This window comes from Serratia sp. (in: enterobacteria), assembly GCF_052400455.1.
In the GTDB taxonomy this organism is placed as follows: domain Bacteria; phylum Pseudomonadota; class Gammaproteobacteria; order Enterobacterales; family Enterobacteriaceae; genus Serratia; species Serratia ureilytica.
In genome coordinates, this window is record NZ_CP185812.1 from 2737992 (window position 1) to 2751620 (window position 13629).

At 60.7% G+C, this 13629-nt stretch carries 12 protein-coding genes, 1 pseudogene and 1 other annotated feature; of the genes and pseudogenes, 10 read left to right on the forward strand and 3 right to left on the reverse strand.

Features of this window, described 5'->3' with window-relative positions:
• Positions 1–6: 6 nt before the first annotated feature.
• The gene (gene rnm, locus ACORQT_RS13230; protein ID WP_042784676.1) at positions 7–888 is read right to left on the reverse strand and encodes an RNase RNM; all 882 of its coding nucleotides are present in this window, start codon (positions 886–888) and stop codon (positions 7–9) included.
• Positions 889–1140: 252 nt separating this feature from the next.
• Positions 1141–1244: a sequence feature (Trp leader region), on the forward strand.
• A 24-nt stretch (positions 1245–1268) separates the two neighbouring features.
• Between rnm and ACORQT_RS13235 the strand changes: the two genes are divergently transcribed.
• The 6 genes and pseudogenes from ACORQT_RS13235 to ACORQT_RS13260 all read left to right on the forward strand — a co-directional run bounded on the left by ACORQT_RS13235 (position 1269) and on the right by ACORQT_RS13260 (position 8363).
• Complete coding sequence (locus ACORQT_RS13235; RefSeq protein ID WP_164057223.1) at positions 1269–2831, forward strand: anthranilate synthase component 1; 1563 nt, start codon at positions 1269–1271, stop codon at positions 2829–2831.
• Positions 2831–4427 (forward strand): annotated as a pseudogene (gene trpD, locus ACORQT_RS13240) (bifunctional anthranilate synthase glutamate amidotransferase component TrpG/anthranilate phosphoribosyltransferase TrpD). Before ACORQT_RS13235 ends, trpD begins: the two are co-directional and overlap by 1 nt.
• 3 nt (positions 4428–4430) lie before the next feature.
• Positions 4431–5792, forward strand: coding sequence for a bifunctional indole-3-glycerol-phosphate synthase TrpC/phosphoribosylanthranilate isomerase TrpF (gene trpCF / locus ACORQT_RS13245; protein ID WP_089191876.1), 1362 nt, complete (start codon positions 4431–4433; stop codon positions 5790–5792).
• Positions 5793–5818: 26 nt separating this feature from the next.
• Positions 5819–7024: a tryptophan synthase subunit beta gene (gene trpB / locus ACORQT_RS13250; RefSeq protein WP_187181470.1), complete on the forward strand. Its 1206-nt coding sequence runs from the start codon at positions 5819–5821 to the stop codon at positions 7022–7024.
• Positions 7024–7830, forward strand: coding sequence for a tryptophan synthase subunit alpha (gene trpA / locus ACORQT_RS13255; protein ID WP_033650237.1), 807 nt, complete (start codon positions 7024–7026; stop codon positions 7828–7830). Before trpB ends, trpA begins: the two co-directional genes overlap by 1 nt.
• Positions 7831–8048: 218 nt before the next feature.
• On the forward strand, positions 8049–8363 hold the full coding sequence (locus tag ACORQT_RS13260) for a BON domain-containing protein (RefSeq protein WP_016927515.1): 315 nt from the start codon (positions 8049–8051) through the stop codon (positions 8361–8363).
• 44 nt (positions 8364–8407) lie between these two features.
• On the opposite strand, the gene ompW is transcribed toward ACORQT_RS13260, so the two are convergent.
• On the reverse strand, positions 8408–9040 hold the full coding sequence (gene ompW, locus ACORQT_RS13265; RefSeq protein WP_019452715.1) for an outer membrane protein OmpW: 633 nt from the start codon (positions 9038–9040) through the stop codon (positions 8408–8410).
• A gap of 286 nt (positions 9041–9326) precedes the next feature.
• Between ompW and ACORQT_RS13270 the strand changes: the two genes are divergently transcribed.
• Entirely contained in the window at positions 9327–9767 is a 441-nt protein-coding gene (locus ACORQT_RS13270; RefSeq protein ID WP_033643277.1) for a YkgJ family cysteine cluster protein, read from the forward strand.
• Between the two features lie 34 nt (positions 9768–9801).
• Positions 9802–10554, forward strand: a complete 753-nt coding sequence (locus ACORQT_RS13275) for a YciC family protein (RefSeq protein ID WP_033643278.1) — start codon at positions 9802–9804, stop codon at positions 10552–10554.
• A 50-nt stretch (positions 10555–10604) separates the two neighbouring features.
• Here ACORQT_RS13275 and ACORQT_RS13280 read toward each other — a convergent pair whose 3' ends face one another.
• Complete coding sequence (locus ACORQT_RS13280) at positions 10605–12308, reverse strand: SulP family inorganic anion transporter (protein WP_033643279.1); 1704 nt, start codon at positions 12306–12308, stop codon at positions 10605–10607.
• 221 nt (positions 12309–12529) lie between these two features.
• Here ACORQT_RS13280 and ACORQT_RS13285 point away from each other — a divergent pair, with 221 nt between their 5' ends.
• Positions 12530–13069 carry a septation protein A gene (locus ACORQT_RS13285; protein WP_033643280.1) on the forward strand — a complete coding sequence of 180 codons (540 nt, stop codon included), beginning with the start codon at positions 12530–12532 and terminating at the stop codon, positions 13067–13069.
• 76 nt (positions 13070–13145) lie between these two features.
• The gene (gene yciA, locus ACORQT_RS13290) at positions 13146–13574 is read left to right on the forward strand and encodes an acyl-CoA thioester hydrolase YciA (protein WP_004932085.1); all 429 of its coding nucleotides are present in this window, start codon (positions 13146–13148) and stop codon (positions 13572–13574) included.
• Positions 13575–13629: the final 55 nt, after the last annotated feature.

The following is a 13629-nucleotide window of genomic DNA, read 5'->3' on the forward strand; positions in this document are numbered from 1 at the left end:
GTAAAATCAGACCGCCTGGCCCGGCTGCGGCCAATCGCGCCACACCGGCTCGACGCCGCCCGGCAGCCACAGCTTGCGCCCCAGTTCGATCCACGAGCAAGGTTGATGGAAATCAGAGCCTTGCGAGGCCAACAGGCGGTAGTCTTGCGCGTATTTCGCCAGCTGAGTGCGCTCATGCGGCGCCTGCTGACACTGCGCCACTTCCATGGCGTCGCCGCCGTGTTCGGCGAAATGCGCCAGCAAGCGCTTCAGCCATTTCGCGGTCAAATCGTAACGACCCGGGTGCGCCATCACCGCCTGGCCGCCCGATTGATGAATCGCATCAATGGCTTGTTCTATTGTACACCACTGCGGCGGTACATAGCCGGTTTTCCCCTTGGCCAGGTATTTCTTGAACACCTGAGCCATATTGTCCGCCACGCCGATCTCCACCAGGTAACGGGCGAAATGGCCGCGGGTCACCGCGCCGGCTCCGGCCAGGCGCTGGGCGCCGGCATAGGCGTCGGGAATACGCGCCTTGCCCAGCCGCACGCCGATCTCCTGCGCCCGCCGGTTGCGGCGTTCGGTTTGTTCCGCCAACAGCGCCACCAGCGCCGGATGCGCGACGTCCATGCCCAACCCAACAATATGGATTTCATGATTTTCCCACAGCGTCGAGATTTCCACTCCATTGACCAACCGCAACGGCAACGCCTGCTCCGCGATGGCGGCGGCGGCCTCGGCCAGCCCGGCGGTCGTGTCGTGATCGGTGATCGCCAACACCCCCACACGCATCTCTACCGCCCGCTGCACCAGCTGCGTCGGCGTCAGGTAGCCGTCGGAGGCGGTCGTATGGCTGTGGAGATCGTACAGGGTAAAAGCGGTGGATTGAGGGTTACTGTCTGTCAAAACGGCTATCCGGCAATGGCTTGGTTTTCTATCATACCTGCGATCGGTGACCGGACGGAAATCTATTCTGCCCCGGCTGGGCGCGCGGGCGGGATGATGAACAGAATTCACGCTGACCGCTAAAACATTGTACAAAAAGGGGGTTGACTTTGCCCTCTCGAACCAGTTAACTAGTACACAAGTTCACGGCAGTGGCCGTGTCGGATGAGAGTTAACAAAGAGAGTCTGCAAATGAACACATACATTTCTCTTCACGGTTGGTGGCGTACCTCCCTCTTGCGGGCGGTGTAATCGCGCATAGCTGTCATCTGACAATGCAGATTTCCTGAGCCCGCACCTGATGCGGGCTTTTTTATGGACAGAATTCACTGGAACCACCGATGATGAACATCAAACCACAATTGACATTACTGAAGGCGCAGGCCAGTTACCGGGGCGATCCCACCACCCTTTTCCACCAGCTGTGCGGCGCCCGGCCGGCCACCCTGCTGCTGGAATCGGCGGAAATCAACAGTAAACAGAATCTGCAGAGCCTGCTGGTGATCGACAGCGCGCTGCGCATCACCGCGCTGGGTCACACCGTCAGCGTGCAGGCGCTCACCGCCAATGGCGCGGCGCTGCTGCCGCTGCTGGACGAAGCGCTGCCGCCCGAGGTCAGTATTCAGGCGCGCCCAAACGGCCGCGAGCTGACCTTCCCGGCGATCGACGAGGTGCAGGACGAAGACGCGCGCCTGCGCTCCCTGTCGGTATTCGACGCGCTGCGCAGGCTGCTGACCCTGGTCGACTCCCCGGCGGACGAGCGCGAAGCCGTGATGCTGGGCGGCCTGTTCGCCTACGATCTGGTCGCCGGTTTCGAAAACCTGCCGGCGCTGCGCCAGGATCAACGTTGCCCGGACTTCTGCTTCTATCTGGCGGAAACCCTGCTGGTGCTGGATCATCAACGCGGTTCCGCCCGATTGCAGGCCAGCGTCTTCAGCGAGCAAGCGAGTGAAATACAACGCCTGCAGCAGCGTCTGGCGCAATTGCAGACCGAATTGAAACAAACCCCGCAGCCAATCCCGCACCAAAAGCTGGAAAACATGCAGCTGAGCTGCAACCAGAGCGACGAAGAGTACGGCGCGGTGGTCAGCGGGCTGCAGGAAGCGATCCGTCACGGCGAGATTTTCCAGGTGGTGCCGTCGCGCCGCTTCTCCCTGCCGTGCCCGGCGCCGCTGGCGGCCTACCAGACGTTGAAAGACAACAATCCCAGCCCGTACATGTTCTTCATGCAAGATGACGAGTTCACCCTGTTCGGCGCTTCGCCGGAGAGCGCGCTGAAATACGACGCGGGCAATCGCCAGATCGAAATCTACCCGATCGCCGGCACCCGCCCGCGCGGCCGCCGAGCCGATGGTTCACTGGATCTGGATCTCGACAGCCGCATCGAGCTGGAAATGCGCACCGACCACAAAGAGCTGGCCGAGCACCTGATGCTGGTCGATCTTGCGCGCAACGATCTGGCGCGCATCTGCCAGGCCGGCAGCCGCTACGTGGCCGACCTGACCAAAGTGGATCGCTATTCGTTCGTCATGCACCTGGTTTCCCGCGTGGTGGGCACCCTGCGCGCCGATCTCGACGTGCTGCACGCCTACCAGGCCTGCATGAATATGGGCACCCTGAGCGGCGCGCCCAAAGTGCGGGCGATGCAGCTGATCGCCGCCTCCGAAGGCACGCGCCGCGGCAGCTACGGCGGCGCGGTAGGCTACTTTACCGCCACCGGCGATCTGGATACCTGCATCGTCATTCGCTCAGCCTACGTCGAAGACGGCATCGCCACCGTGCAGGCCGGCGCCGGCGTCGTGCTGGACTCCATCCCGCAGGCGGAAGCCGACGAAACCCGTAATAAAGCCCGTGCCGTGCTGCGCGCCATCGCCACTGCGCACCATGCCAAGGAGGTGTTCTGATGGCCGATATCCTGCTGCTCGACAACGTCGACTCCTTTACCTACAACCTGGTCGATCAACTGCGCGCCAGCGGCCACCTGGTGGTGATTTACCGTAACCAGATCGCCGCCGAGGTGATCATCGAGCGTCTGGCGCAGATGGAACAGCCGGTGCTGATGCTGTCGCCGGGCCCCGGCGCCCCTTCCGAAGCGGGCTGCATGCCGGAACTGCTGCAACGCCTGCGCGGCCGGCTGCCGATCATCGGCATCTGCCTCGGCCACCAGGCGATCGTTGAAGCCTATGGCGGCCAGGTCGGCCAGGCGGGGGAGATCCTGCACGGCAAAGCCTCGGCGATCGTTCACGACGGTGAAGGCATGTTCGCCGGCATGGCCAACCCGTTGCCGGTGGCGCGTTACCACTCACTGGTCGGCAGCAACATCCCGGCCGATCTGACCGTCAACGCCCGGTTCGGCGAGATGGTGATGGCGGTACGCGACGATCGCCGCCGCGTATGCGGCTTCCAGTTCCACCCGGAATCGATTCTGACCACCCATGGCGCGCGCCTGCTTGAGCAGACCCTGGCCTGGGCGCTGGCGAAGTCATAAAAGGAACACGACGATGCAACCTATCCTTGAGAAACTGTACCGCGCTGAATCGATGAGCCAGCAGGAAAGCCAGCAGCTGTTCAGCGCCATCGTGCGCGGCGAACTGGAGCCGAGCCAACTGGCGGCGGCGTTGATCAGCATGAAAGTCCGCGGCGAGCGCCCGGAAGAGATCGCCGGCGCCGCCAAAGCGCTGCTGGAAGATGCTCAACCGTTCCCGCGCCCTGACTATCTGTTTGCCGATATCGTCGGCACCGGCGGCGACGGCACCAACAGCATCAATATTTCGACCGCCAGCGCCTTTGTGGCGGCGGCGTGCGGCGCGAAAATCGCCAAACACGGCAACCGCAGCGTCTCCAGCCGCTCCGGCTCTTCGGATCTGCTGGCGGCATTCGGCATCCGCTTGGATCTGCCGGCGGAAGAGGCGCGCAAGGCGTTGGACGATCTTGGCGTGTGCTTCCTGTTCGCGCCGCAGTACCACACCGGCTTCCGTCACGCCATGCCGGTACGCCAGCAGTTGAAGACCCGCACGCTGTTCAACGTGCTGGGCCCGCTGATCAACCCGGCGCGTCCGCCGCTGGCGCTGATCGGCGTTTACAGCCCGGAACTGGTGCTGCCGATCGCCGAAACCCTGCGCGTGCTGGGCTATCAGCGCGCGGCGGTGGTTCACGGCGGCGGCATGGACGAGGTGGCGATCCACGCCCCGACGCACGTGGCGGAATTGAACAACGGCGAAATCTGCAGTTATCAGCTCACGCCGCAGTCCTTCGGATTGGAAACCTATCCGCTGGAGGCCTTGCTGGGCGGCACGCCGGAAGAAAACCGTGACATTTTGGCGCGGCTGTTACAAGGTAAAGGCGAGCCGGCGCACGCTGCGGCGGTCGCGGCCAACGTCGCGTTGCTTCTGAAGTTATTCGGACATGAAGACCTGCGCCAAAATGCGCGGCAGGCACTGGATATGATCAACAGCGGGCAGGCCTATGAGCGTGTCATCGCACTGGCGGCAAGAGGATAAATAATGCAGGAAACCGTGCTACACAAGATTGTCCGCGACAAAGCGCAATGGATCGCGGCGCGACAACAGCAACAGCCCCTGGCCGGCTTTCAGAATGACATCGTACCGAGCGAACGCAGCTTCTACCACGCGCTGCAGGGCACCCGTACGGCTTTCATTCTCGAATGCAAGAAGGCCTCGCCTTCCAAGGGGCTGATTCGCGAGAACTTTGATCCGGTGGAGATCGCCACGGTCTATAAAGATTTCGCCTCGGCGATCTCGGTGCTGACCGACGAGAAATACTTCCAGGGCAGCTTTGATTTCCTGCCGCTGGTGAGCAAAACCGTCAGCCAGCCGGTGTTGTGCAAAGACTTTATCATCGACCCGTATCAGATTTACCTGGCGCGCTACTACCAGGCCGACGCTATCCTGCTGATGCTGTCGGTGTTGACCGACGAACAGTACCGCCAGCTGGCGGCGGTGGCCCACAGCCTCAATATGGGCGTGCTGACCGAAGTGATCAGTGAAGAAGAGCTGCAGCGGGCGATCGCGCTGGAAGCGCGCGTGGTCGGCATCAATAACCGCGATCTGCGCGATCTGAGCATCGATCTGGACCGCACCCGGCAGTTGGCGCCGCGCGTGCCGCATGGGGTGACGGTGATCAGCGAGTCGGGCATCAACAACTACGGGCAGATCCGCGAGCTCAGCCACTACGCCAACGGTTTCCTGATCGGCAGCGCGCTGATGTCGGAACCCGATCTGCGCGCCGCCGTGCGCCGTGTGATCCTGGGCGACAATAAAGTGTGCGGCCTGACTCGCCCGCAGGACGCCGCCGCCGCGTATCAGGCCGGCGCCATCTACGGCGGATTAATTTTCGTCGGCCGCTCGCCGCGCTATGTGGATATCGTCCGCGCCCGCGAAGTCATTTCCGGCGCGCCGCTGAAGTACGTCGGCGTCTTCTGCGACGCCCAGCTCGATACCGTGGCGCTGACCGTGGAGCGCCTCGGTCTGCAGGCGGTGCAACTGCACGGCGCGGAGGACCAGGCCTATATCAGCGCCCTGCGCGCCCGCTTGCCGGCCGATTGCCGCATCTGGAAAGCGCTGAGCGTGAAAGAACGGGTGCCGGCGCGCGATCTGCAGCATGTCGATCGCTATCTGCTGGACAACGGCGCAGGCGGCACCGGCCAACGCTTCGACTGGTCGGTATTGCAAGGCGAAGATCTGACCAACGTGATGCTGGCGGGCGGTCTGCGCGCCGACAACTGCGTCGAAGCGGCCAAGCTCGGCTGCGCCGGTCTGGACTTCAATTCCGGCGTGGAAAGCGAACCGGGCATCAAGGATCCCGCGCGCCTGGCCTCGGTCTTCCAAACCCTGCGCGCTTACTGAATACGGCTCTACATTAATAACGGATAATGACGGGAACTCTCATGACGCTGCTTAACCCCTACTTCGGCGAATTTGGTGGTCAATACGTACCGCAAATTCTGATGCCGGCCCTGAAACAACTCGAAGAAGCCTTTGTCAGCGCTCAGCGCGATCCGGCGTTTCAGGCGGAATTCATCGATCTGTTGAAGAACTACGCGGGCCGCCCTACGGCGCTGACGCTGTGCAAAAATCTCACCGCCGGCAGCAACACCAAGCTCTATCTGAAGCGGGAAGATCTGCTGCACGGCGGCGCGCACAAGACCAACCAGGTGCTGGGCCAGGCCCTGCTGGCCAAGCGCATGGGCAAAACCGAGATCATCGCGGAAACCGGCGCCGGCCAACACGGCGTCGCGTCGGCGCTGGCCTGCGCGCTGCTCGGCCTGAAATGCCGTATCTATATGGGCGCCAAAGACGTTGAGCGCCAGTCGCCGAACGTGTTCCGCATGCGGCTGATGGGCGCGGAAGTGATCCCGGTGCACAGCGGCTCCGCCACCCTGAAAGACGCCTGCAACGAAGCGTTGCGCGACTGGTCCGGCAGTTATGAAACCGCGCACTATATGCTCGGCACCGCGGCCGGCCCGCACCCGTACCCCACCATCGTGCGTGAATTCCAGCGCATGATTGGCGAAGAGACCAAAGCGCAGGTGCTGGAGCGCGAAGGCCGCCTGCCGGATGCGGTCATCGCCTGCGTCGGCGGCGGCTCCAACGCCATCGGCATGTTCGCCGATTTTATCGATGACGTCGACGTTGGGCTGATCGGCGTGGAACCCGCCGGTCTGGGCATCGAAACCGGTCAGCACGGCGCGCCGCTCAAGCATGGCCACGTCGGCATCTATTTCGGCATGAAGGCGCCGATGATGCAGACCGCCGAAGGCCAGATTGAAGAATCCTATTCGATCTCCGCCGGGCTGGACTTTCCGTCCGTCGGGCCGCAGCACGCCTACCTGAACAGCACCGGCCGCGCCGAATACGTGTCGATCACCGACGACGAAGCGCTGGAAGCGTTCAAGGCGCTGTCGCGCCATGAAGGCATCATCCCGGCGCTGGAATCCTCACACGCCCTGGCGCACGCGCTGAAAATGATCCGTGAAACGCCGCAAAAAGAGCAAATCCTGGTGGTCAACCTGTCCGGCCGCGGCGACAAAGACATATTTACCGTTCACGACATTTTGAAAGCACGGGGAGAAATCTGATGGAACGTTATCAGCAACTGTTCACGCGTCTGGAAAGCAGCAAGGAAGGCGCCTTCGTCCCGTTCGTGACGCTGGGCGATCCTAATCCGGCGCTGTCGCTGCAGATTATCGACACCCTGATCGAAGCCGGCGCGGACGCGCTGGAGCTGGGTATCCCCTTCTCCGATCCGTTGGCGGATGGCCCAACCATCCAGAGCGCGACGCTGCGTGCCTTCGCCGCCGGCGTTACGCCGACCCAGTGTTTCGAGCTGCTGGCGGCCATTCGTCAGAAGCACCCGACCATTCCCATCGGCCTGCTGATGTACGCCAATTTGGTGTTCCATAAGGGCATCGATGCCTTTTACCAACGCTGTGCGGAAGTGGGCGTGGATTCGGTGCTGGTCGCCGACGTGCCGTTTGAAGAATCGGCGCCGTTCCGCGCCGCGGCCGTGCGCCACGGTATCGCGCCCATCTTCATTTGCCCGCCGAACGCCGACGACGATCTGCTGCGTGAGATCGCTTCACACGGTCGCGGCTACACCTATCTGCTGTCGCGTTCCGGCGTCACCGGCACCGAAAGCCGGGCGCAGTTGCCGCTGCATCACCTGGTGAACACGCTGCGCGAGTATCACGCCGCGCCGCCGCTGCAGGGCTTCGGCATCTCCGAGCCCGAGCAGGTGAAGGCTGCGCTGCAGGCCGGCGCCGCCGGCGCCATCTCCGGATCGGCAATCGTCAAAATCATCGAACGGCACCATGCCAACCCGGCGGAAATGCTGACCAAGCTGGCGGCCTTCGTCAGCGCGATGAAGCACGCGACCCGCGCGTGATCCCCTTCGGCGAGCGCCTTGCCGGCGCTCGCTTTAACAGCTTGTTTCCCCTCAAAGTTTGTTCTATTTATTTACAGCAAAAATTTGAACAAACCCGCGTCTTGTCTCACAATAAACATTGTTCGCTATGCATTTCTTCATTTGATTTGGGGAATGCGCTCGCTGCGGCGAAAAAACCGCATCGAATTTCAACCATAACATTGCATGGAGAGTAATTTATGAAGCTGTTTAAAACCCTTTCGGCCTTGTGCATGGCAGCCGTTGTGGCGGTCGCGGTGAGCGCTTGCGCACCGACGGCGAAATCGGAGGGAACAGGCGGTTATATCGATGACACCGTGGTCACCACCAAAGTGAAATCGGCGCTGCTGGCGGATAAAAACATCAAGTCGCGCGAAATCAGCGTGGAAACCTTTAAAGGACGCGTGCAGTTGAGCGGCTTCGTGACGTCAAGCGATGACGCCAATCGTGCGGTGCAGGTCACACGCGGCGTGGCCGGCGTGAAATCTGTTGAGAACGTCATGCAGGTTAAATAATACCGACACAGGGAGGCGCAATGCCTCCCTGTTTGCGGCCTTCATCAGAAGCGATAACCCGCCCCAAACATAAACACCCACGGATCCAAACGCGTATCGAAGCTGTGGTGCCCACCGTTCGCGTCGTTGAAACGCGTTTTGGTTTCGATGTTCATCCACCACACCGACATGTTCAGCATCCAGTGCTCATCCAGGTTGTAATCCAGACCGGCCTGCGCCGCCACGCCCCAGGAGTCTTTCAGATCGAGGTTGCTCAACCCGGCGCTTTTGCCGTAGTCGTTGAACTTCTCGTCGAAGAAAGTGGTGTAGTTAACGCCGACGCCCAGATAAGGACGCAGTTTGTCCTGCTTGTCGCCGAAGTAGTATTGCGCCATCAGCGTAGGCGGCAGTTGATGAACGGTCGCCAGATCGGTGCCCCCCAGGGTAACCTTGTGGCGGAACGGTGTCGCGGCCAACAACTCAACGCCGATGTTGTCCGTCACCATATAACCGAAGGTCAAACCGAGCTGGGTATTGTTTTTCGCATCCAGCGATCCCAAACCCAATACGTTGTCCGAGCCCGCATTTGGACGCACCGTCGCGGTGCCCGCACGGAACAGGAAATCACCGGCCTGATGCGCACTTGCCAACATAGGCGCCATCATCGTCGCCAATACCACCAGAGTTGTCTTTTTCATTATCCATTCCATTTGTGTGGTTAATCTCTCGAGGGGGAATATACCTACTTTCGGGTATTTGTGATCCCATCGAGATCACATCTTATGTGTAAAATTTTAAAATCCCACCAAAAACAAGGTTACCTAACCGCTTAATAAATCAAGGATTGATCTGCATCAAAAAAACGATTTTGTTGCAAATTATCTACATGTTCAAATTTCAGTTGCGGAAAAAAATACGGCTGAGGTAATTTCATCTTCCGTGTTGGTTTTGGTTGGTGCCGTGAGGAGTCGGCGGGCAATCAAGATGAGCGAAATCCTTAATCCCTGTGTCAGCTGCGGCGCATGCTGCGGTTATTTTCGAGTGTCATTCTATTGGGCCGAGGCCGAAGACGGCGGCGGCACCGTTCCCCTTTCCCTGACGGAGCCTCTGACCCCGTTCCTGCGCTGCATGCAGGGGACCAACAGCAAGTCTCCGCGCTGCACCGCGCTGGACGGCGAGATTGGCAAAGCCGTGTCGTGCTCGATTTATCTTAATCGGCCCAGCCCGTGCAGAGAGTTCGATCAGTCCGGTGAAAACGGCCTGCGCAACGAAGCCTGCGATCGCGCTCGAGAACGCTACGGCCTGCCCCCCTTGCCGGTGCCCTTGCCGCTGTCGTTGCCTGAGACGACGATCGTTGAAGAAATAGACGTAGTGCAATTCGCGGGGTGCCACAGCGGCGTGGAACAGGGTACAATCACCCACTGATTTATCTCTGTTTTCTCGACGCCAAGGAGTCTGCATGCCTATCACGGCCAACGCTTTGTACCGTGACAGTTTTAACTTTTTACGCAATCAACTGGCCAGCATCCTGATGCTGGCGCTGTTGACGGCGTTTATCTCGGTGCTGCTGAACCAAGCTTTCAGCCCCGATGCCGAACAGTTGGCGACGCTGGCCGCCTCCACCAGCGATTTCGCGTCGTCGACCGGCATGGGCATTCAGGACGTGATCCAGCAGATGACGCCGGAACAGCAGATGGTGTTGCTGAAAGTGTCGGCCGCCGCCACCTTCTCCGCGCTGGTCGGCAACGTGCTGCTGGTCGGTGGGATGCTGACGTTGATCCGTCTGGTGTCTCAGGGGCAACGCACCAGCGCCCTGCGCGCGCTCGGCGCCTCGGCGCCCGATCTGCCGCGCCTGCTGCTGCTGCTGTTTATCTGCACCTTGCTGATCCAGCTCGGCCTGACGCTGTTCGTGGTGCCGGGCGTGATCATGGCTATCGCCTTCGCGTTGGCGCCGGTGATCGCCTCCGTCGACAAGAAAGGCGTCTTCGCTTCGCTCAAGCTGAGCAGCAAATTGGCCTTCGCCAATGCGCGCGTGATTGTGCCGGCGATGATGCTGTGGTTGGCGGCCAAGCTGCTGGTGCTGTTTTTAGTGAGCCATCTGTCAGTGCTGACGCCGAACGTGGCCAGCGTCGTGCTGACCGCGTTAAGCAACCTGGTCTCCGCCCTGCTGCTGATCTATCTGTTCCGTTTGTATATGCTGCTGCGCGGCTGACGCCGGCGCAACAAATGCCCAGGGGCACGCTTCGGCGCGCCCCTTTTTGTTTACCCCACCGCGGCGGCTTCCGCCTGTTCCTTACTCTGAATCAGCTTTAGCGCCAGATAGAGATCCGGCACCAAAATCAGCTCCTTGTCCCGCCCCAACCGATTGATGCGGAACCAGCGCGTCAGTTCAGTGCGGCGCCCGGCCAGCACCAGTTTGACGTTACGCTGCAACAGATCGCGTTTCAGTTCGTCGATGGCCGCCAGCACGCTGATATCGGCATGGGTAAAGCTGGCCACCGCGTCCACCACCACCCAGCGCGGCTGGAATGGCGTACTGTCGACCAAATTGAGAATGCGGCGTTTGAAGTAGGCCACGTTGAAGTAGGTCAGCGGCGAATTGAAGCGATACATCATGACGCCGGGCACCGCCTTCACCCCATTGTTGTTGCCCATGGAATGGATCATGCCTTCGTCGTTAACGCCCAGCAGCTGTTCCGTCGGCCGAAAGACGGTGTGCAGAAACTGCATCAGCCCCAGCAACACCGCCAGCCCGATGCCGCTGATCACCCCGACCAACAAGACGCTGAGGAAGGTAAATATCGCCAGGCGGAAAGCCTGCGCGTTGCGGCGGCGCAAGATCCAGATGCCGCGAAAATCCAGCAGCGACCAAGCCGCATACATCAGCACCACGCCCAATCCCGCCACCGGAATAAACTGCAGCGGCGCCATCAGGAACAGCAAGACGAAAGCGATCACCGCGGCGGCGATGATCGACACGAGCTGGCTCTTGCCGCCGTTGGCGTCATTCACCGCGGTGCGCGAATCCGCCCCGCTGATGGCGAAGCCTTGCGACAATGCGGAGACGATATTCACCATCCCCAGCGCGCGAAACTCAGCGTCAGCGTTGACCTCATAGCCATTTTTGGCCGCGAAACTGCGGGCGGTCAGCATCATGCTGACAAAGCTCACGACCGCCAGGTTGAGCGCCGGGATCACCATGTCGCGCAGCAGCCCGGGCTGAAAGTCCGGCCACTGGACGATCGGCAACACGCCGCTGAAACCGCCCACCGTCACCACGCCATACTGCTGCAATCCGCCCGCCCAGGTGACGAACGCCGCCAGCACGATGGCGAACAGCGGCGCCGGCCAGTTAGGCCGCCATTTTTTAAATCCGAGCAGCGTCACCAGCGTCAGCAAGGACACCGCCATCGTCAGCCAGTCGCTGTGCAACAGGTTGGCCGGCAGCGCGTAGATGCGCTCGATCAGCTGCGCCGGGCGCACCGTGAACCCCAACACCTTGCCGATCTGATCGACGATGATGGTCAGCGCCACCCCGTTAAGCAGCCCGCTGAGGATCGGCCGCGACAGCAGATCCGCCAGCGCCCCCAGCTTGAACCGGCTGGCCAACAGGCACCAGCCGCCCATCATCGCGGTCATCATGATGGTCAACTGCCAATGGCGTTCCATATTGCCCGCCGCCAGCGGCGTCACCACCGCGGCGATCACCGCACAGGTGGCGGCATCGGGCCCGACGATCAGCTGGCGTGACGAACCGAACAGCGCATAGGCCACCATCGGCAAGATACAGGAATAAAGCCCCACCACCGGGCTAACCCCGGCCAGTTCGGCATAGGCGATGGCCACCGGCAAGGCGACGGCGGCGACGGAAAGACCGGCGCGCATATCCGGTTTGAGCCAACTGCGTTGATAGCCCAATAAATGCGTCAAACCAGGCGTCAGGGCCTGGAGAGATTTCCACTGCATGCTGTTTTCCGCGGTAAATTATCTGGTTATTATGGCACTTACTATGCGATCTGCGGCCAGCGCTGGCAATGCGCCCGTGCTTTCTTGCGTAAGTTTATGCAAATTCCTGCTTTCGCGGCAGAAATCCGCCGGCCAAACGCCGATAATCGGCAGCGCCCGGCGGTACACAGAACTCGCCGAATCCGGTATAGTCGGCCGATGAACAGATGATGGATTGATTTATGAAGCAGTTTCTTGATTTCCTCCCGTTAATTGTCTTTTTCGCTTTTTACAAGCTGTACGACATTTACGTCGCTTCCGGCGCATTGATCGTCGCCACCGCGCTGGCGCTGGTGTTCACCTGGGTGAAATACCGCAAGGTCGAGAAGATGACGCTGATCACCTTCCTGATGGTGCTGGTGTTCGGCACCCTGACGCTGGTGTTCCACAACGATTTATTCATCAAGTGGAAAGTGACGGTGATTTACGCGCTGTTCGCGCTGGCGCTGCTGATCAGCCAGTGGGTGCTCAAAAAGCCGCTGGTTCAGCGCATGCTGGGCAAAGAGCTGACGCTGCCGGACAAAGTGTGGAGCAACCTCAACCTGGCCTGGGCCCTCTTCTTCCTGGCCTGCGGCCTGGCGAACATCTATGTCGCCTTCTGGCTGCCGCAAAGCGTCTGGGTCAATTTCAAAGTCTTTGGCCTGACGGTGCTGACGCTGGTATTCACCCTGCTCAGCGGCATCTATATTTACCGGCACATGCCGGCAGAACAGAAAAAATAGTTACAAATTTGTTAATGCCTGCGGCGCTTGCCGCGGGCAGTATGATGTGATTCCCTCCTTTTAAAAGCAGACTGCTATGACACAACAACGACCTTTACCCAGCGGCGAGCTGGTGCTGCGCACGCTGGCGATGCCGGCCGATACCAATGCCAACGGCGATATTTTCGGCGGCTGGCTGATGTCGCAAATGGACATCGGCGGCGCTATCCAGGCAAAAGAGATCGCCGAGGGGCGCGTAGTGACGGTACGCGTAGACGGCATGACCTTCCTGAAACCGGTGGCGGTAGGCGACGTGGTTTGCTGCTATGCGCACTGCATCCGCACCGGGCGCAGCTCGATCACCATCAATATCGAAGTGTGGGTAAAGAAAGTCTCCTCCGCCCCAATCGGCCAGCGCTACCGGGCGACCGAAGCGGTGTTCACCTACGTGGCGGTCGATGCGGAAGGCAACTCGCGCGCGCTGCCTGAGGGTAAAATGAATTTCCGCGTCGGCTTCGAAGAGTAAGCCTGCGGCTGCGCCGCAAATGCAAAAAGGGTCGCCGAGGCGACCCTTTTTTTCT